Here is a 17,765-nt window from a genome sequence, read left to right on the forward strand (position 1 = left end):
TGGGCAGGCGGGATTGGTGGCGGCGCAGCAGGACTTGCTGGATGGCTTGAGCCGCGAGATAGCGGCGGCGCTGGCGGCGCAGCCGGCGTGGTTGCTCCCGGCCGCAGGCTAGCCCTGGCTCAAGGGCGGGCGGCGCTGGAACCAGGGCTGCGCCTGTTCCAGTTGCGCTGCCAGCTGCAGCAGCAGCGCCTCCTTGCCATAAGCTGCCACCATCTGGGTGCCGATGGGCAGTTTGGCCTCATTCCAGAACAGGGGCACGCTCATCGCTGGCTGGCCGCTCATATTGAAGGGAATGGTCCAGCCGATGTACTCCATCAGCTTGCGTGAATGCTCGGGCACCAGACGGCTCAGTTTCAAGGTCCAGTCCCAGCCCAGATGACCCAGCAACAGGGTGGACAGGCATTGTTCAAAGCGCGAGGTGGCCAGTGCGCCGATGGCGGCCGGTGGCTGGTTCAGTACCGGCGTCACCAGCACATCGTAGCGTTGATGGAATGCCTGCATGATGCGGCCCTGGCGCAAGGCAAAGTCTCGCATCCAGGCAAATTCCCCTGCCGACAGCAGTTCGCCGTAGCGGGCCAGGGTCCAGCTGTCAGCCTCCATCAGGCGGAAATCCGCCCTGCGTCCGCATAGCCGCTGGCTGTTGCGAATCAGGCAGGCCAGCTCGCCGCAAATCATCACCAGCATGGCGTGACACATTTCATCGGCACTGCCCAGTGGCGGGTGGGCTTCTTCCACCTCATGGCCCAGCCCGTGCAGCAAGTGCAAGCTATGACTGAGTGCGGCTTCACCATCTGCATGCAGTGTGCCGCCCAGAAACGGCTGGCGGGTAAAGGCAATGCGCAGTTTGCCGACAGGCTGTTGCAGGCTGGCCAGAAAAGAGGTGGCTGGCGGCGGGCAGTGATAGGCATCGCCCGCGTCAAAGCCCTGGCAGAGGATGTCCAGCATGGCTGCACTATCGCGCACGCTGCGGGTCAAGGCGTGTTCACTGGCATAGCCTTGCCACAGTTCGGAAGTATGCGGGCCGCAGGGGGAGCGACCGCGGCTGGGTTTCAGGCCGAACAGGCCGCAATTGGAGGCGGGGATGCGGATGGAGCCCCCGCCGTCGCCACCATGGGCAATCGCCACCATGCCACTGGCCACCGCAGCGGCCGAACCGCCACTGGAGCCGCCGCAGGTCCGGCTGGTATCCCAGGGGTTGCGGGTGGCACCGCTGAGCCTGGATTCGGTATAGGGGTAAAGACCAAACTCCGGCGTGGTGGTCTTGCCGGCGAAAATCAGCCCGGCCTGGCGATATCGGCGGATCAGTTCGCTATCTTGTGTGGCGACATGGTGCTGAAACAGTCTGCTGCCACTGCGGGTAGGGCAGCCCTCGATGTCTGCCTGCAGGTCCTTGATCAGTATCGGCAGGCCGGCCAGGGGGCTGGCGCCTGCGCGTAGCGGCTGACAAGCGGCTTGTGCGTCCAGGCGCAGCAGCACGGCATTGAGCGCCGGATTGTACCGGTCCATTCCTTCCTGAGCGGCGCGCAGCAGATCGGCCTGGCTGATCTCGCCCCTGGCCAGCAGGGCGGCCAGCGCGATGCCATCGTGGTTTTCGTATTCAGGAAAAAAAGCCATGGCGATGACCTGTCATGCAATTTGCTCAGCATAATCAGCTCTGATGGATGTTTCAAAGCAGCCCGCTGCTTGCTGATTGCGTGTTTGTTTGATTAAGTGAAATAAAAAACCAGTATTGATGATAAATTAGGCGTGATTTGTTTTATTTCATACTTAATTGGCAATTGTGTGTGAGTGGGTTTGGGTAAAATTTCTGACTTCACTCATTGCGCTGCCTCATCATGTCCAGTTCCGGCTCCCCGTCTTCCCGCACCGCCTATCTGCTGCTGGTGCTGACCATGCTGCTGTGGTCCACCAACTTTGTCATTGCCCGTGCCATTCATGGCCAGATCGGTCCTTTCGGCTTGGCCTTCGGCCGCTGGGCCATTGCCTTGCTGTGTCTGCTGCCTGTCGGGCTGCCACGGCTGGCCCGCGCTTGGCCGCTGCTGCGGCAGCAGTGGCAAAAGCTGCTGTTACTGGGCGTATTCGGTATCGGGCTGACCAATACACTGGTCTACGTTGCCGTGCGTAGCACCACCGCCACCAATGCCGTCATTCTCAATAGTGCCACACCGATGATGGTGTTGGTGCTGGGATCCCTGTATTTCCGCCAGCGTTTGCGCCGGCGTCAGTGGGCCGGCATGGGGCTGGCGCTGGCCGGGGCCTTGCTTATCGTACTGAAAGGCAAGCTGCTGGGCATGAGCCATTTCCAGTTCAGCAGTGGTGATTTGCTGGTACTGGCCGCCGGGCTGTGCTGGGCGGTGTATACGCTGGGCCTGCGCACTCTGCTGCCAGGACTGGACCCGCTGGTGATGATGATGGTGCTGTTGCTGGTGGGCGAAGTGCTGCTGCTGCCGGCTTTTGTGATGGAAACCTGGCAGGCCGGCGGCTTTCACCTGCTGTCTGCTCCGACCATGGGCTGCTTGCTGTATCTGGGCATTTTCCCGTCGGTGCTGGCTTTCCTGATGTATAACCGCGCCATTGCCCAGGTCGGGGCTGCCAAGGCGGCTGGTTTTCTCTATCTGATGCCGGCTTTTGGTGCGCTGCAGTCCATCCTGCTGTTGGGCGAGGATTTGCGTTGGTATCATGTGGCGGGGCTGGCCGCCATTTTTTCCGGCATTTTGCTGGGTTCGCTCAGCCGTGGTGCGGCTGCGGCTCGTCAGCCGACAACACTGTCGGTCGCCAAGTGATGTGGTTTTGACTACGGATTTTTACGGATGGTTAAAAGTGTAGCCAGCGACTAAAGTTAGCTTTGTTGGCAGTGCCCGTACTTATTGGATCTCCTGCAGTACCTGCCAACCTTCTTTTTGTTTGTTGTTGAAGTACCTCTGGCTTTTGTTCCTCTTCAGTATTGGCTATAGCTCGGCCCGGTGAATCCTCCCCGACTCACCGGGCATTTTCTTGCCTGCCACCATTCCCGCTTGTTCTGTTGTTCAGCATGCATTGCTGTTGCAATGCGCTCGCCACCAGGGTGCTGTCACGGCTGTGGCAGTCTGAATCCGCGTAAATCATGGTCAGTCGGCGGTCTATCCCCTACAATGGCGGCAGATCAACAGCGGCTGTGCCGATGGCGGCATGCAGCGGACGGGACTGGCCCGTGGCGGCATGGCACCCGGCGCTACCCGCTTTTTTTATTACAGGATTATCCAATGGAACCCGTGCGCCTTTCCAAGCGTATGGCCGAGCTGGGCATCTGTTCCCGTCGCGAGGCGGACAGCTATATCGAGCAAGGCTGGGTCAAGGTAGACGGCGAAGTGGCCGTGCTTGGCCAGAAAGTGCTGCCGCACAACACCATCGAAGTACTGAAGAAGGCGCAGGATGCGCAATCTTCCCGTGTCACCATTCTGCTGAACAAGCCGATGGGCTATGTCTCCGGCCAGGCAGAAAAGGGTTATCAACCGGCGGTGACGCTGGTGAAGCCCGACAATCACTGGGCGGAAGACCCGAGCAAGAAACGTTTCATTCCGGCGCATTTGCGTGGACTGGCGCCGGCTGGGCGGCTGGATATCGATTCGGTCGGCCTGTTGGTGCTGACGCAGGATGGTCGTGTTGCCAAGCACATCATCGGCGAGAATTCGACGGTGGAAAAGGAATACCTGGTGCGTGTGACCGGGGAGCTGGACGAGCGTGGCCTGGCCCTGCTCAATCATGGCCTGTCGCTGGATGGCGAAGCGCTGAAGCCGGCGGAGGTGAGCTGGCAGAACGAAGACCAGCTGCGCTTCATCCTGCGCGAAGGCAAGAAGCGGCAGATTCGCCGCATGTGCGAGCTGGTGGGTTTGCGCGTGGTGGGGCTGAAGCGTATCCGCATCGGCACCATCAAGCTGGGCAATCTGCCGACCGGGCAATGGCGTTACCTGCGCGACGACGAGATGTTCTGAGCGGCAGCCTGTGGCGGACGAACACGGCGACCGATGGTCGCCGTTTTGCATGGTGGTGGCTGACTTGGTTTTGTAAGGCGGGCGTGACATGATCACTGCCATGAACGCCTATCTCATTCCCTTGCTATTGGTGCTGGCCGCTGTGCTGCTGGCCTGCTGTTTCCCTTCGGCTACCGGTCAGTACATGGTCCGGGCCTATTTGCGGCTGGCCGGTTTTCGCAGCCGCCGATTGCGGCTGGAGCAGGGCGAGCTGGCCTTCCTGGAGGGCGGGCAGGGCAGCAATGTGTTGCTGATTCATGGTTTTGGCGGCGATGGTCCGGCCAGTTGGGGGCGGGTCATGGCCGGCTTGATCCGGCGTCACCATGTGCTGGTGCCGGACTTGCTGTGGTTCGGTCGCAGCCATGCGGCCAGCGCACCTTCGCTGATGGCGCAGGCCGATGCACTGGAGGCGCTGATCCGCGCGCGCATTGCCGGTCCGGTGCAGCTGGTGGGTTTGTCCTATGGCGGCTTTGTCGCGCTGGAGCTGGCGCGGCGCTTGCCGCAGCAGGTATCACAGCTGGTGATCATGGCCTCGCCCGGCATGGTGTATACCCCGGAAGACCAGCAGGACTTGCTGGCCCGTGCGCGGGTGGCGTCGGCCGAGCAGCTGTTCGTTCCGGCCGATCCGCAAGGCGTGGCACGCATGATGGCGATGGTGGGCAGCCCGCTGGCCCGTGCACCGCAGTTTTTGCTGAAGGACGTCTGGCAATTCTATTACCGTGACCGCGCACCACAGCTGCGGGCGCTGATGCAGGAACTGGCCACCCGGCAGGAGCAGCATCTTGAGCGCTTTTCCCAGCCATTGGCGATGCCGGTTGCCGTGATCTGGGGTTCGCAGGACGAGATTTTCCCGCTGGATATTGGTCAGCGCCTGGCGCTCTTGCTGGATGCGCCGCTGATTACCATCGACGGCGGCACCCATGTGCTGCCGGTGGTGTTTGCGGTGCAGACGCTGGCGGCTTTGCAAGACATTTTGCAAGGCAATTCGCCACAAGTTTGATGCTGCGCTACCGCGGAACGGTAAAATCCGGGCATGCTGTATCAGGGTGTTCCGCTCGGCCTGCGCTCTGGGGCTGGCTGGTTTTCCGCTTGCCATTGCCGTTTCTTCCCCCCTTTGCCTAAGCACCTTTTCCCTGGCTGCTGGATTGGGTCGCCATGGGGGTGCTGCGTTAAAAACGCCCGTGGAATACCCATTTGTCCGATGTCAACCTCGCTTTCCCACTTGTTGGCGGCCGGTTTCGCCTTGTCCCAGGCTAGCTGGCGCGACCTTGAGCCGGCGCCAGGCCGCCAGCAATCCTCCAGGTGCGGGAGCATGATGTTAATCCGGTACTGCAGGCGCTGATCCGGCCTGCAATCCGTTGTGAAGGGAGTCTGCTGATGTTTGATTGGCTATGGCAAAAACTGGCGCTGGATCCGGCGTCCCGCCAGCGCAAGGCCACTTTATTGCAGGCCATTGAAACCGTAGTGGATGGCAGTGATGCCCGGTTGCGCCTGTTGTCTGGCTATCAGCAACGCATGTTGCCCGGGATGCAGTGTTCGCTGGCTTATCTGGAGAGCCTGCCCTGGCAGCGCATCGAACCACTCGAACTGTCCTTGCGTGGCTTTGCGACTGACCGGCGGCTGGGCCTGCTGTTTTCCAGCCCGCTCAGCCTGTTGTTGTTTCTCAAGAGTAGTGCCGCACTGGCAGACTTCTTCCTGTCCGCCAGCAAGGGGGACGATGCCTGGGCCATGATGAGCATGAGCCGCAGCGAAACGGCCCGTTTTGGCATGACCGAGCACAATGGCGAAATACGCAGCGATGTGGCACAGCTGGTGGTCAGCTTTGATCAGCACCGCTTGATGGACCCCGCGGCCAATCAGGACGACCTGCAACAGAATGTCATTCAGCGCGGGCTGGCGGTGCTGGTGGCCGTCATTGGCCGACGTCTGCGGCTGATGCAGCAGATGCGGCTGGACTTGCAAAGCGAGCTGGAGCAGGTGCAACTGAAACTGCTGACGCTTTCGCGTGGCGGCGGCAAGGTGATTGATGCGACCGGCAATGTCTCCTCCGGTGCGGCCAGCCTGCCTGCGGATGAAGCAGGCTTGCGCCAGCGGGAGGCCGCGCTGCAGCAGCAGTTGCAGCCGCTGGCCAGCCTGGCCGAACTGGGGGGCATACTGGATGTGGTGTGCCAGGTGCTGGAACAGCCGGCCACGTTTTTCCGCATCGAGGCGGAAACCATCTATCTGAACCGCATGGGCGTACGCCATGAGCGGCCGGACGCCGACGATGTGACCGCGCTCAGCTTCGAACACGTGGTACTGGGGCAGTTGCAGCCGGTCTCCCGTGCCATCATGCCGGTACATGTCAATCGCCAGCAATTGCGCGAGCTGGAACAGCAGTTTGCCGACGAACTGGCCAGCCTGCAGCAGCAACAGCAACAAAGCGGCCTATTCTGATGGTGTCTGGGCCAGACTGATGGCAAGGGCGCTGAGCAAGGGCCAGATTTCACCAGCCTGTTGCTCTTCATAAGCCTGATGCTTGCGTTTGATCACGCCCAGTTCTGACAGCAACAGCGTGTGGTCTGCCGTGACGTCGACCTGTTGCAGGCAGGCCTGGACGCAGGCCAGTCGGCAACCATCCAGGGCCAGCACCGGGCGGCCGGATTGTGCCAGCCTGACCAGTGCGGGCACACCGCCGCCGACACCGGCGATGCAGGACATCTCGGCCAATCCTGCGCGGTCCAGTCGCAGGGCCAGATCATTGGCCATCTGCGCGGCACTGGAGCAGCCGGAGCAGGCATAGACCAGGGGAAGGTTCGGCTTTGTCATGCCCCATTGTGCGTTGGCCATTCTGCCTGTGCCATTCGCCGCAGGCAGAATGCGCCCTAATCCTTCCGGGGTAGACGCAGGATGAGCGGCACGCTCATTTCCGCTGCGGTCACGCCGCCATGCTGACCGGGCAGATAGAGCGGTTTCTCCTGGGGCAGCGTATCGCGAATGCTCCAGTCCTCCTTGGCCAGCAGGCAGACCTCACCAATCCGCTGCGCCAGTTGCGGATGCTGCGCGCCAGGGCCGAAGGCGCCGCCAGCCAGCAGCCTTTCACTTTCGATCACCCAGCAGGCGTGGCCTATTTGCTGTTGTGCCAGGCTGATGAAGCGCTCCTGCAGGCCGGGCCGGAGATGGCAAAACACCGCGCGGCGTTCGCCGGACAAAGGTTGGGCCAGCATGGCATAGAGCGCGGGGAACGCCTCGTCCAGGCTGATCTGCCGCTCAACTGGCGTATCGACAAAACCATGATCAGCCGTGGCCAGCAAGGCGCAATCCGCCTGGTCGGCAATGGCTGCCAGGCTGGCAAATCCCTGGTCAATCTGCGCGAACAGCGTGCGGACCGCCTGGCTTTGCGTGCCTTGGCGGTGCATCAGGCTGTCCAGTTGCGGCAGATACAGATAGTGGAAGCCTGGCCTGCCTGCTGTTTGCAGGCAGCTGGCCAGCCACTGGAAAGCCTCGTCCATGCTGCGGTAGCTGTGACGGTCGGCCGAGCCGGCATGGTGCAGGCTGTAGGGGGAATCGGCAATGTAGTGTGGCTGCAGTATCTGCACCTGGCGGCCAAGCTGCGGCAGCAGGGGCGGACAAACCAGCAGGCGACTGGCCAGTTGCTGCGGGGTGCTGCTGCTGTCGGCCGGGTGGCGCACGGTGAGCGGCAGCGGGGCGACGATTTCAGCTGGTGCATTGCTGCCACTGTCGCTATACAAATGCCAACCCACCAGGCCATGGCTGGCGGGCGACTGCCCGGTCATCAGGCTGGTAATCGCTGCTGCGGTGGTGGCCGGAAAGACTGAAGTCAGCGTGGCAAGCTGATGTTGGTACAGCTGGCTGTGCGGCCCCAGTCTGGCCAGCTGCTGACTGCCCAGCCCGTCGATCAGGATCACTACCACATGGCGATGCCGGCCAATACCGGCCAGCCATGGTGGGCTGAGTTCCGGCATGCCGGTTTGTGGGCCGCCCAGTCCGGCACTCAGGCTGGCGCACAGGTTGAGCAGACTACCACCCTGAAAATCAGGCCAGTAGCTGCCGGGGCAGAGAGTGGAAAGCAAGGAGGGCATGCAAGGTTCGCAAGGCTGCTGAATTTCCCCCAGCTTACAGGCATACTGTGGCCTCTTGCATTTTCTGTTTTCCGCCATGTCCTCATCCGAGCAAAACATCTGTCAACGCTGCGGCGCTTGTTGCGCTGCATTTCGCGTCAGTTTTCATCATTCCGAGCTGGATAGTGAACCGGGTGGCCGGGTGCCGGCGCGTCTGGCCGATGAGGAAACCGCCAGCACGGTGCGCATGCGTGGAACCGATTATGCCCGCCCGCGCTGCATCGCCCTGATCGGCCGGGTGGGGGAGTCGGTCAGCTGTGGCATCTATAGCGAGCGGCCGTCTCCCTGTCGCGAATTCGGTGCGCGGGCCAGCATCGGAATCTACGAAACAGCATGTAACCGGGCGCGTGCCCAGCATGGCTTGCCGCCATTGCAACTGGACTGAAGGCCGGTCATGTCGCACTAGGAAATTTCCCGACCGCATCTATGCTGAAGAAACCTTCCAGGCAGTATTGCAGAGCGGATTGTCTGGTGGTGCGAAGTCTCCACCTCGGTCAGCCAGCAGGGCGGTTGACCGAACCTGCCCCGGCCAGCGCGTCGGGGCTTTTTTGTGATGCGCCACAATGAAAAAACCGGGCGGAAGGCCCGGTTTGCAGTGCAGACAAGACAGCTGTTTACGGACGTTCCACTGCCAGTGCAACACCCATGCCGCCACCGATACACAGGGTAGCCAGGCCTTTCTTGGCATCACGACGCTGCATTTCGTGCAGCAGGGTAACCAGTACGCGGCAGCCGGATGCGCCAATCGGGTGACCCAGGGCAATGGCGCCACCATTGACGTTGACCTTGTCGGCAGACCAGCCCAGTTCGCGTGCCACACCCAATGCTTGTGCGGCAAAGGCTTCGTTGGCTTCCACCAGGTCCAGCTCTTCCACGGTCCAGCCAGCTTTTTCCACCGCCTTGCGGGTGGCGGCAACCGGGCCGATACCCATGATTTCCGGAGCGCAGCCGGTCAGGGCATAGCCACGGATCACGGCCAGCGGCTTCAGCCCCAGCTGATCAGCCTTGGCGGCCGTCATCAGCATCACGGCAGCAGCGCCGTCATTGATGCCGGAAGCGTTGCCGGCAGTGACAGTACCGTCTTTCTTGAAGGCCGGGCGCAGCTTGGCCAGGGTTTCGGCGGTGGTGCCGGCCTTGATGTATTCGTCGGTATCGACGGCCACCGGATCACCCTTGCGCTGCGGTACCAGTACCGGAACGATCTCATCCTTGAACTTGCCAGCCTTCTGGGCGGCTTCGGCACGATTTTGCGATGCCAGGGCCAGCGCGTCCTGCTCTTCGCGGCTGATGCCGTATTTCTCTGCCACGTTTTCGGCAGTGATGCCCATGTGGTACTGGTTGTACACATCGGTCAGGCCGTCGGCCACCATGGTGTCCACCAGCTGGGCATTGCCCATGCGGAAGCCATCACGCGAGCCCGGCAGGATGTGCGGCGACAGCGACATGCTTTCCTGACCACCGGCAATCACGATTTCGGCATCACCAATGGCAATGGCCTGGGCAGCCAGATGCACGGCGCGCAGGCCGGAGCCGCATACCACATTGAGGGTGGTGGCCGGGGTGGAGATGGGCAGGCCAGCCTTGATCAGGGCCTGGCGGGCCGGGTTCTGGCCGACACCGGCGGTGAGCACCTGACCCAGAATCACTTCGCTGACGTCTTCCGGCTTGACGCCGGTCTGGGCCAGCAGGCCCTTGATGACGGTCGCGCCCAGTTCCGGAGCCGGAACCTTGGCCAGTGCACCACCAAAGCTGCCTACGGCAGTACGCAGGGCTGCAACAATTACGACATCTTGCATAGTTAATTCTCCGTTATGGTTTTGGGGTGGGGTGGCCCCTGTCTGGAGCCAGTGCCCGGCGTCCATGCGCCGGGCATCAGGTGATTATTGCAGGCTGGCTACCGTGCTGGGCATGGCTTTGGCCAGGACGTAAGTGCCAGGTGCGGCCACCAGCGCCGGGAACTCCTTGCTGCCGGCGGTCTTGGGGGCGGCAACCTTTTTGCCGGATTGCGGGGCCAGCCAGCTGTCCCAGTCTTTCCACCAGCTGCCCGGGCGGCTTTCCGCACCTTCCAGCCAGGCTTCCGGATCTTCCGGCAGGTTTTCATTCACCCAGTAGTTGCGCTTGTCCTTGGTCACCGGGTTGATGGAGCCGGCGATGTGGCCGGACGCACCCAGCACGAAGCGGCGCGACGGGGCACCGGTCAGGTACTTGATGCCGGAGAAGGCAGACTTCCACGGTACGATGTGGTCTTCGCGCGCGGCAAACACGTACAGCGGAATGTCCAGCTTGCTGATGTCGATGGGCACACCACACAGGGTGATGGCGTTTTTCTTCACCAGTGCATTGTTCAGGTAGAACTGGCGCAGGAAGAAGGTATGCATCGGCAGCGGCAGGTCGACGGCGTCGTTGTTCCAGTACAAGAGGTCGAACGGTGCCGGGGTCTTGCCCATCAGGTAGTTGTTGACCACGTAGTTCCATACCAGGTCGTTGGCGCGCAGGCTGGCAAAGGTACGGCCGATTTCCTTGCCGCTGATGATGCCGCCATGAGCCAGCTTGGCCTCACGGCTCTTGACCAGGTTTTCGTCGATGAACACCTTGATTTCGCCCGGATCTTCGTGATCGATCAGCGAGGTCATGAAGGTGGCGCTGTCGATCAGCTTGATGCCCTTGGCCTGCATCACGCACAGCGAGGTGTTGAGGATGACGCCGCCCACGCAGAAGCCCAGTGCATTCATGCTGGGCTGTTTGGTGATCTTCTTCACGGTCTCGGCCGCGGCGATCACGCCCTGCTCGATATAGCTTTCCCAGGTGAAATGCTTCATTTCCGGTACGGCCGAGCGCCAGCTGATCAGGAACACCTTGTAACCCTGGGCGACAAAGTGGCGCACCATGGAGTTGTCCGGCTGCAGGTCCATCAGGTAGTACTTGTTGATGCAGGGCGGCACGATCAGCAGCGGCTTTTCGTACACTTCGGCGGTGGTCGGCGTGTACTGGATCAGTTCGATCAGGTCGTTGCGGAAAATGACTTCGCCCGGGGTGGTGGCGATATTCTTGCCGATCTCGAACTTGCTTTCGTCCGACATCGAGATATGGCCCTTCTGGAAGTCCTCGGCCATGTTCTTCATGCCTTCCACCAGGCTTTCGCCCTTGGTTTCCAGCGCCCGCTTGATGACTTCCGGGTTGGTCAGCATGAAGTTGGTGGGGGCCATGGCATCCAGGTACTGACGGGTGGCAAAAGCCAGTTTTTCCTTGGATTCCTCTTCCAATTGCGCCTGGTCGACCAGCTCGGTCATCCATTTGGAAGTCTGCAGATAGCTTTGCTTGAGGAAGCTGTAGAAGGGATGCTCGTTCCATTCCGGCGCCGCGAAGCGACGGTCACCGGCCGCTGCGGCCGGGGCAGCGCCGGCGGCAGGAGCCTTCTGGCCCAGAAACTGCATCCACATATTCATCTGCTGCTGGTACAGATTGGTTTGCATGGCCAGCAGCTGATTGGTGTTGTTCACCATCTGGTTCCAGGCGCCGGAAATCGGATTGGCTGCCGCATCCAGCGGCATGCCTGCGGTCATCGAATTGACAAACTGCTGCATCCACTGCTGATTGGCCTCGGAGAGGCTGGAGAAGAAGCTCTCCAGGGAAGTGGTCGTGTCCTGAGTCAAGGTAAATCTCCTTAACATGCCGTGAGAGGTGGATGGATACGTCCTGCCCTGGCTGGTCGGGGGTGCCGCCGCCGGGGGGTACTCGCTGACTGTAACAGGACTGTATGACATTTTCACCGGGTGAAGGTAGGCCGGATGGAAAAAATCCACAGCAGGGGAAGGGCTGTTGCGGCGATGCACAAATCATGTCTATGTCCTTAACCCAATTGCCCCAAAGCATGGGCCCTGCTTACAGCTGGCGACAGTACCGGCAGAAACGCCAAGGTGCTGCATGCTAACAGAATACGCGCGCTAAATGACAAAAGGATAAATTGCGCATTAGCCCAAGCGGGGCTACATCTGGGATAATTGCGGTCCTGAACCGGGAGGATTTCACTATGGCAGTGGTCAGACTCAATGGCGTCGAGCAAGGTGTCGGCAATATTTTCTGCATCGGACGCAATTACGCCGCCCATGTGGCCGAACTGGGCAATCAGCAGGAAGAAGAACCGCTGGTGTTTCTCAAGCCCACTTCCGCTCTTACGCTGAGCGGGCAGGACATCGTGCTGCCAGCCTATTCTGCAGATGTTCACCATGAGTGTGAGCTGGTGCTGCTGATTGGCAAGGGTGGCAATGACATTCCCGAAGTAGACGCCTTGTCCCACATTGCCGGCCTCGGTATTGGCCTGGACCTGACGGCGCGCGATGTACAGAGCGAGGCCAAAAAAGGTGGCAAGCCGTGGACCAAGGCCAAGGGTTTTCGCCATGCGGCCTGCGTGTCGGATTTTGTCGCGGCGGCGGCCGTCGAGGCCGGCCAGCCCTTCACCTTCAGCCTGGAAGTGAACGGCACCGTCCGCCAGCGCGGCGATACCAGCCTGATGCTGTTTCCGCTGGCCACCATCATCAGCTATCTGTCACGGATTTATGGCTTGTCCGATGGTGACCTGATCTATACCGGTACCCCGCAGGGCGTGGCAGCGCTGCGGCCGGGCGATGCCGTGCGGGCGCAGCTGGATGGCCTGGTGACTGCAGAGTGGACGGTGGCAGCATGAGCCGGCCAACCCAGGCAGAAGACGATGACAAGGTGCGGCTGGACAAGTGGCTGTGGGCTGCCCGTTTTTACAAAACCCGCCAGCTGGCGCACGAGGCGCTGGAGCTGGGGCGGGTGCTGGTGAATGGCGAGCGGGTCAAGGCTTCGCGCATCGTGCGTGAAGGCGATGCCTTGCTGCTGCGTATCAACCAGCTGGAATACCATGTCACCGTGTTGCAGCTGGCCACCCAGCGCCGGCCAGCCAAAGAGGCGGTGTTGCTCTACCGTGAAGACGAGGCGGGGCGGCAGGCACGCGAGGAGCGCATGCTGCTGCTCAAGGCCGAACATGCCAGTTTTCCGCATGGCGACGGCCGACCCACCAAGAAAGCCCGGCGCGATATCACGCGCTTCAAGGGCACCCTGTAATCGCGAGTACACCATGCCGGGCCGGCATGGTGTGTTGCCTGTCTGATTGTGCTCTGATGTCCGCTCCATCTGCTGTTTCCGGTGTTGCCACCCCTTCGCTGCGACCGTTTGCGCTGTTCTATTTTGCCTATTTCGCCTTTCAGGGCCTGTTCGGGCCGTTCTGGGGCCTGTATCTGGAGTCCCTGTCCTTCTCGGCATTGCAGATTTCCGTGCTGATGGCGCTGTCCACCCTGGCGCGTATTGCCGCACCCGGTTTCTGGGGCTGGCTGGCCGACCGCCAGGGACGTCGCCGCGCCATCATCATCAGCACTTCGCTGTGCTCGGCACTGGCTTTTGCCTTTGTCGGACTGGGGCAGGGCTTCTGGTGGATTTTCATCAGCCTGGCGGTGTCGCACTTTTTCTGGGCCGGCGCCTTGCCGCTGGTTGAGGCCAGTACCGCCTACCTGACACGGGCACAGCCTGGGCGTTACAGCCGGGTGCGGGTATGGGGGTCGATCGGCTTTGTCTGCCTGTCCATGGTGGGCGGCTATGTGCTGGACCTGATTCATCTGGCCAATCTGCCGTGGGCGCTGCTGTGCTTGCTGGTGCTGATTGTGCTGGCCGGCTGGCTGGTGCCCGATGTGGCTGCGCAGCGCGAGCAGGCGGCTGTCGCGCCCATCTGGCACACGCTGCGCCAGCCCAGGGTGCTGGCGCTCTTCGGGTGTTGCTTCCTGATGGCGTATGCGCACGGGCCTTATTACACCTTTTACTCCATCGGTCTGCGCCATGCCGGCTACGACAAGGGGGCCATCGGCCTGTTGTGGTCGGTGGGGGTGATCAGCGAAATCCTGGTATTCCTGTTGATGCCGCGCATCATGGGCCGCTTTTCGCTGGAGCGGCTGATGCTGGTGTCCTTGCTCACCGCGGTGTTGCGCTTCCTGCTGATTGCCACGGTGGTCGGGCATCCGGCATGGGCGGTTCTGGCGCAAAGCATGCATGCGCTGACTTTTGGCCTGCATCACGCCACCTCGGTCGGGCTGATTCACCGCTTGTTTGCCGAACAGCACCAGGGCCGGGCGCAGGGGCTGTACATCATTGCCTCCTTCGGCATTGGTGGCAGCACCGGCGGGCTGGTGGGCGGCGTGTTGTGGCCGCATGGCGGCATGCTGCCCACCTTTGGCATGTCGGTGCTGGCGGCGGCGCTGGGTGTGCTGCTGTGCTGGCGCTATTTGCGGCCCCAGCCGGCAAGGCTTACTGCAGCAGCATGATGAGCTTCAATTCGGGCGAGGCCGCCAGATTGAGTGTCAGTTGCTGGTAGACCAGCCGGCCACGCTGCGGATGGTTGAAGGCGCGCTCGCCGCCTTCGCGGCCTTGCACATCGTGTTGTTGCCACAAGCTGTCGAACTCGGCGCTGCCCAGGCGCAGCGTGTCCACCCATTGCTGGATGGTGCTTTCCTCCAGCCGCTCGCCGGCATCCGCGCGAAATTCCGCCACCATGCGCCGGGCCCGGGTCGGCCAGTCTTCCACCAGCAGGCGCGAGGCCGGCTGCAGGAACATGAAATCCAGCAGATTGTGCCGCGCCAGCGGCTGGTCCAGCCAGCCACAGAACAAATCCTGCGCCAGGGCATTCCAGGCCAGGGCATTCCAGTGGCCATCCAGCACATAGGCGGGGCTGGTGATCACGGTGACGGCTGCAGCCAGTGCCTCGCGTGCCTGCGGATTGCGCTCGGCCGGGCGTTCCTGCGGGTTTTTCAGCCCGGCCAGCTTGAACAGGTAATCGCGCTCGGCATGGGTCAGCAGCAGGGCATCGGCCAGCCGCGACAGCGTGGGTGCCGATACCGACTGGCTGCGGCCTTGTTCGATCCAGGTCAGCCAGGTGGGGCTGATGCCGCACAGGGCGGCCACTTCCTCGCGCCGCAAACCCTTGGCGCGACGGCGCACCCCGGCGGGCAGGCCGGCTTGTTGCGGGCTGAGGCGCTCGCGGTGGGCGCGGATGAATTCACCCAGCGGGCTGCTGGTCTTGCTGCTGCTCATGCGGTTTCCCCTTGAAGACAAGCTCAACGTGGTAGTGCCAGTACTAGTATAAATGCTTATCTTGTACTAGGAAAAAAGCTGAGACATGATGTCAGGCAACAGCAAGCATCATCACGGCTGCCAGATGCATGAGGCCGGGCTCATCCGCCTTGTAGTGCGCGCTGGCAGCGTGACAGAATGACTGCAAATCCGGCAAACCGGCGGCGCTGCCGCCATCAACGAGCAGGAAGCCATGACAGCACAAACTCTTTACGACAAGCTCTGGTCCAGCCATGTAGTGCGGGAAGAGGCCGACGGCACCGTACTTCTGTATATCGATCGCCACCTGGTGCATGAAGTCACCAGTCCGCAAGCCTTTGAAGGGCTGAAACTGGCCGGGCGCGGCCTGTGGCGGGTCGATTCGGTGGTGTCCACTGCCGACCACAATACCCCGACCGACCATTGGGACGAAGGCATCAAGGACCCGATCTCGCGCCAGCAGGTAGAAACCCTGGACGCCAATATCAAGTCCTTTGGCGCGCTGGCTTACTTCCCGTTCAAGGACAAGGGGCAGGGCATCGTGCATGTGATGGGGCCGGAGCAAGGTGCCACCCTGCCGGGCATGACCGTGGTCTGTGGCGACAGCCATACCTCCACCCATGGTGCTTTCGGCGCACTGGCGCACGGCATCGGCACCTCGGAAGTGGAGCACGTCATGGCCACCCAGTGTCTGGTAGCCAAGAAATCCAAGAACATGCTGGTGAAAGTGAATGGCCCGCTGGCAGCCGGCATCACCGGCAAGGATGTGGCGCTGGCCATCATCGGCAAGATCGGTACTGCTGGCGGCACCGGCTATGCCATCGAATTCGGTGGCGAAGCCATTCGCAGCCTGTCGATGGAAGGCCGCATGACCTTGTGCAATATGGCCATCGAAGCCGGCGCCCGCTCCGGCATGGTGGCGGTGGATGACAAGACCATCGACTACGTCAAGGGCCGCCCGTTTGCCCCTGGCGTGGCCGACTGGGATGCCGCCGTGGCCTACTGGAAAACCCTGCACTCGGATGAGGGCGCGCATTTCGACGCTGTTGTCGAGCTGGATGCCAGTGAAATCAAGCCGCAAGTCACCTGGGGCACCTCGCCGGAAATGGTCACCGACATCGATGGCAGCGTGCCGGACCCGGCCGCCGAAGCCGATCCGGTCAAGAAGGGCAGTATTGAACGCGCACTGTCCTATATGGGCCTGACCGCCAATACCCCGGTGAAAGACATTCCGGTCGACATCGTGTTTATCGGCTCCTGTACCAATTCCCGTATCGAAGACCTGCGCGAAGCTGCTGCGGTAGCCCGTGGCCGTAAAAAGGCCGCCAGTGTGAAGCAGGTGCTGGTGGTACCGGGTTCCGGCCTGGTCAAGGCCCAGGCCGAGGCCGAGGGGCTGGACAAGATTTTCATCGAGGCCGGTTTCGAATGGCGTGAGCCGGGTTGCTCCATGTGTCTGGCGATGAATGCCGACCGCCTGCAACCGGGCGAGCGTTGCGCCTCTACCTCGAACCGCAACTTCGAAGGCCGTCAGGGCCAGGGTGGACGTACCCATCTGGTGAGCCCGGCCATGGCTGCCGCGGCGGGCATTGCCGGTCATTTTGTTGATATCCGTAGCCTGTAAGTACGAGAGGAGTTCCGATATGAAACAGTGGTTGCTGATTGTACTGGCGACATTGGCCCTCACTGCCTGCAATACCATGCGTGGCATAGGCCAGGATGTTTCCAAGGGTGGGCAGGCGATTGAAAACGCCGCCAAGGATGTTTCCAATAAAATGTAGATTGGCCAAAGCGCGGGGCAAACCGTTGCTCCGCCTTGCCGAATACAAGCGATGGGCTTTGCTGCCCGTGAAATGGCATAGCGATGAAAGCATTTACTACCCTGAGCGGACTGGTTTGTCCGCTTGACCGCGCCAATGTTGATACCGACGCGATCATCCCCAAGCAGTTTCTGAAATCGATCAAGCGTTCCGGCTTTGGCCCCAACCTGTTCGACGAGTGGCGCTATCTGGACCACGGCGAACCGGGCATGGACAACAGCGTGCGCCCGCTCAATCCGGATTTCGTGCTGAACTTCCCGCGCTACCAGGGCGCACAAGTGCTGTTGGCGCGTGAGAACTTCGGCTGTGGTTCCAGTCGCGAACATGCACCGTGGGCGCTGGATGACCAGGGCTTCCGCGTGGTGATCGCCCCCAGCTTTGCCGACATCTTCTTCAATAACTGCTACAAGAACGGCCTGCTGCCGATTGTTCAGCCAGCCGAGGTGGTGGATCAGTTGTTCCGCGAATGTGAAGCGCAGGAAGGCTATACCCTGACCGTGGATCTGGCGGCGCAAACCATCACTACCCCGGCAGGGCAGGTGTTCAGCTTCGATATCACCGAGCACCGCAAGCACTGTTTGCTGGGTGGCCTGGATGAAATCGGCCTCACCTTGCAGCATGCCGAGCAGATCAAGGCCTACGAGGCGGCGCGCCGTCAAGCACAGCCCTGGTTGTTTGCCTGACAAGAGGACCGCCTA

Annotated in this window: 17 protein-coding genes; 11 read left to right on the forward strand and 6 right to left on the reverse strand. The window is 61.5% G+C overall.

Annotated elements, in window-relative coordinates; all coding sequences use genetic code 11:
- Positions 1–108: 108 nt before the first annotated feature.
- Entirely contained in the window at positions 109–1,614 is a 1,506-nt protein-coding gene (locus tag DFR38_RS12560; protein WP_110313481.1) for an amidase, read from the reverse strand.
- A gap of 221 nt (positions 1,615–1,835) precedes the next feature.
- Between DFR38_RS12560 and DFR38_RS12565 the strand changes: the two genes are divergently transcribed.
- The 4 genes from DFR38_RS12565 to DFR38_RS12580 all read left to right on the forward strand — a co-directional run bounded on the left by DFR38_RS12565 (position 1,836) and on the right by DFR38_RS12580 (position 6,446).
- Complete coding sequence (locus DFR38_RS12565) at positions 1,836–2,783, forward strand: DMT family transporter (protein ID WP_059285071.1); 948 nt, start codon at positions 1,836–1,838, stop codon at positions 2,781–2,783.
- Positions 2,784–3,242: 459 nt separating this feature from the next.
- Complete coding sequence (locus DFR38_RS12570) at positions 3,243–3,971, forward strand: pseudouridine synthase (protein WP_059285072.1); 729 nt, start codon at positions 3,243–3,245, stop codon at positions 3,969–3,971.
- Positions 3,972–4,071: 100 nt separating this feature from the next.
- Positions 4,072–5,010: an alpha/beta fold hydrolase gene (locus tag DFR38_RS12575; protein WP_158527736.1), complete on the forward strand. Its 939-nt coding sequence runs from the start codon at positions 4,072–4,074 to the stop codon at positions 5,008–5,010.
- Between the two features lie 377 nt (positions 5,011–5,387).
- Positions 5,388–6,446, forward strand: coding sequence for a hypothetical protein (locus DFR38_RS12580; protein WP_059285074.1), 1,059 nt, complete (start codon positions 5,388–5,390; stop codon positions 6,444–6,446).
- On the opposite strand, the gene DFR38_RS12585 is transcribed toward DFR38_RS12580, so the two are convergent.
- On the reverse strand, positions 6,438–6,818 hold the full coding sequence (locus DFR38_RS12585; RefSeq protein WP_059285095.1) for a putative zinc-binding protein: 381 nt from the start codon (positions 6,816–6,818) through the stop codon (positions 6,438–6,440). The genes DFR38_RS12580 and DFR38_RS12585 overlap by 9 nt on opposite strands.
- Before the next feature lie 56 nt (positions 6,819–6,874).
- A complete protein-coding gene (locus DFR38_RS12590) occupies positions 6,875–8,092 on the reverse strand; it encodes an alkaline phosphatase family protein (protein WP_059285075.1) in 1,218 nt (405 codons plus the stop codon).
- Between the two features lie 76 nt (positions 8,093–8,168).
- On the opposite strand from DFR38_RS12590, the gene DFR38_RS12595 reads away from it, so the two are divergent.
- Positions 8,169–8,516, forward strand: coding sequence for a YkgJ family cysteine cluster protein (locus DFR38_RS12595; protein ID WP_059285096.1), 348 nt, complete (start codon positions 8,169–8,171; stop codon positions 8,514–8,516).
- Between the two features lie 229 nt (positions 8,517–8,745).
- Here the strand turns inward: DFR38_RS12595 and DFR38_RS12600 are convergent, their stop codons facing one another.
- Both DFR38_RS12600 and DFR38_RS12605 read right to left on the reverse strand, forming a co-directional pair.
- Entirely contained in the window at positions 8,746–9,927 is a 1,182-nt protein-coding gene (locus DFR38_RS12600; RefSeq protein ID WP_059285076.1) for an acetyl-CoA C-acetyltransferase, read from the reverse strand.
- A gap of 84 nt (positions 9,928–10,011) precedes the next feature.
- Positions 10,012–11,715, reverse strand: a complete 1,704-nt coding sequence (locus tag DFR38_RS12605; RefSeq protein WP_370540953.1) for a PHA/PHB synthase family protein — start codon at positions 11,713–11,715, stop codon at positions 10,012–10,014.
- A 446-nt stretch (positions 11,716–12,161) separates the two neighbouring features.
- Between DFR38_RS12605 and DFR38_RS12610 the strand changes: the two genes are divergently transcribed.
- Genes DFR38_RS12610 through DFR38_RS12620 form a run of 3 tightly spaced genes read left to right on the forward strand, consistent with a single transcriptional unit; the run spans position 12,162 to position 14,466 of the window.
- Entirely contained in the window at positions 12,162–12,815 is a 654-nt protein-coding gene (locus tag DFR38_RS12610; protein WP_059285078.1) for a fumarylacetoacetate hydrolase family protein, read from the forward strand.
- Complete coding sequence (locus tag DFR38_RS12615) at positions 12,812–13,219, forward strand: RNA-binding S4 domain-containing protein (protein WP_059285079.1); 408 nt, start codon at positions 12,812–12,814, stop codon at positions 13,217–13,219. The genes DFR38_RS12610 and DFR38_RS12615 overlap by 4 nt, the downstream gene beginning before the upstream one ends.
- A gap of 56 nt (positions 13,220–13,275) precedes the next feature.
- Positions 13,276–14,466 carry an MFS transporter gene (locus tag DFR38_RS12620; protein WP_059285080.1) on the forward strand — a complete coding sequence of 397 codons (1,191 nt, stop codon included), beginning with the start codon at positions 13,276–13,278 and terminating at the stop codon, positions 14,464–14,466.
- On the opposite strand, the gene DFR38_RS12625 is transcribed toward DFR38_RS12620, so the two are convergent.
- On the reverse strand, positions 14,450–15,232 hold the full coding sequence (locus tag DFR38_RS12625; protein ID WP_110313482.1) for a helix-turn-helix transcriptional regulator: 783 nt from the start codon (positions 15,230–15,232) through the stop codon (positions 14,450–14,452). The two genes, DFR38_RS12620 and DFR38_RS12625, sit on opposite strands and share 17 nt — an antisense overlap.
- A gap of 232 nt (positions 15,233–15,464) precedes the next feature.
- On the opposite strand from DFR38_RS12625, the gene leuC reads away from it, so the two are divergent.
- From leuC to leuD, 3 genes are all read left to right on the forward strand, one after another.
- The gene (gene leuC, locus DFR38_RS12630) at positions 15,465–16,871 is read left to right on the forward strand and encodes a 3-isopropylmalate dehydratase large subunit (RefSeq protein ID WP_059285081.1); all 1,407 of its coding nucleotides are present in this window, start codon (positions 15,465–15,467) and stop codon (positions 16,869–16,871) included.
- Between the two features lie 19 nt (positions 16,872–16,890).
- Positions 16,891–17,028 (forward strand): entericidin A/B family lipoprotein, encoded by a 138-nt coding sequence (locus DFR38_RS12635; RefSeq protein WP_059285082.1) that lies wholly within the window; start codon positions 16,891–16,893, stop codon positions 17,026–17,028.
- Positions 17,029–17,111: 83 nt separating this feature from the next.
- Positions 17,112–17,750, forward strand: a complete 639-nt coding sequence (gene leuD, locus DFR38_RS12640; RefSeq protein ID WP_110313483.1) for a 3-isopropylmalate dehydratase small subunit — start codon at positions 17,112–17,114, stop codon at positions 17,748–17,750.
- Positions 17,751–17,765: the final 15 nt, after the last annotated feature.

The organism is Aquitalea magnusonii, from assembly GCF_003202035.1.
Lineage (GTDB): Bacteria > Pseudomonadota > Gammaproteobacteria > Burkholderiales > Chromobacteriaceae > Aquitalea > Aquitalea magnusonii.

What these genes read in the sequence shown, in the direction of transcription:
- DFR38_RS12560 (WP_110313481.1), bottom strand. Translation starts at nt 1,614, where the DNA reads ATGGCTTTTTTTCCTGAATACGAAAACCACGATGGCATCGCGCTGGCC.
- DFR38_RS12565 (WP_059285071.1), top strand. Translation starts at nt 1,836, where the DNA reads ATGTCCAGTTCCGGCTCCCCGTCTTCCCGCACCGCCTATCTGCTGCTG.
- DFR38_RS12570 (WP_059285072.1), top strand. Translation starts at nt 3,243, where the DNA reads ATGGAACCCGTGCGCCTTTCCAAGCGTATGGCCGAGCTGGGCATCTGT.
- DFR38_RS12575 (WP_158527736.1), top strand. Translation starts at nt 4,072, where the DNA reads ATGAACGCCTATCTCATTCCCTTGCTATTGGTGCTGGCCGCTGTGCTG.
- DFR38_RS12580 (WP_059285074.1), top strand. Translation starts at nt 5,388, where the DNA reads ATGTTTGATTGGCTATGGCAAAAACTGGCGCTGGATCCGGCGTCCCGC.
- DFR38_RS12585 (WP_059285095.1), bottom strand. Translation starts at nt 6,818, where the DNA reads ATGACAAAGCCGAACCTTCCCCTGGTCTATGCCTGCTCCGGCTGCTCC.
- DFR38_RS12590 (WP_059285075.1), bottom strand. Translation starts at nt 8,092, where the DNA reads ATGCCCTCCTTGCTTTCCACTCTCTGCCCCGGCAGCTACTGGCCTGAT.
- DFR38_RS12595 (WP_059285096.1), top strand. Translation starts at nt 8,169, where the DNA reads ATGTCCTCATCCGAGCAAAACATCTGTCAACGCTGCGGCGCTTGTTGC.
- DFR38_RS12600 (WP_059285076.1), bottom strand. Translation starts at nt 9,927, where the DNA reads ATGCAAGATGTCGTAATTGTTGCAGCCCTGCGTACTGCCGTAGGCAGC.
- DFR38_RS12605 (WP_370540953.1), bottom strand. Translation starts at nt 11,715, where the DNA reads ATGCAGCAGTTTGTCAATTCGATGACCGCAGGCATGCCGCTGGATGCG.
- DFR38_RS12610 (WP_059285078.1), top strand. Translation starts at nt 12,162, where the DNA reads ATGGCAGTGGTCAGACTCAATGGCGTCGAGCAAGGTGTCGGCAATATT.
- DFR38_RS12615 (WP_059285079.1), top strand. Translation starts at nt 12,812, where the DNA reads ATGAGCCGGCCAACCCAGGCAGAAGACGATGACAAGGTGCGGCTGGAC.
- DFR38_RS12620 (WP_059285080.1), top strand. Translation starts at nt 13,276, where the DNA reads ATGTCCGCTCCATCTGCTGTTTCCGGTGTTGCCACCCCTTCGCTGCGA.
- DFR38_RS12625 (WP_110313482.1), bottom strand. Translation starts at nt 15,232, where the DNA reads ATGAGCAGCAGCAAGACCAGCAGCCCGCTGGGTGAATTCATCCGCGCC.
- leuC (WP_059285081.1), top strand. Translation starts at nt 15,465, where the DNA reads ATGACAGCACAAACTCTTTACGACAAGCTCTGGTCCAGCCATGTAGTG.
- DFR38_RS12635 (WP_059285082.1), top strand. Translation starts at nt 16,891, where the DNA reads ATGAAACAGTGGTTGCTGATTGTACTGGCGACATTGGCCCTCACTGCC.
- leuD (WP_110313483.1), top strand. Translation starts at nt 17,112, where the DNA reads ATGAAAGCATTTACTACCCTGAGCGGACTGGTTTGTCCGCTTGACCGC.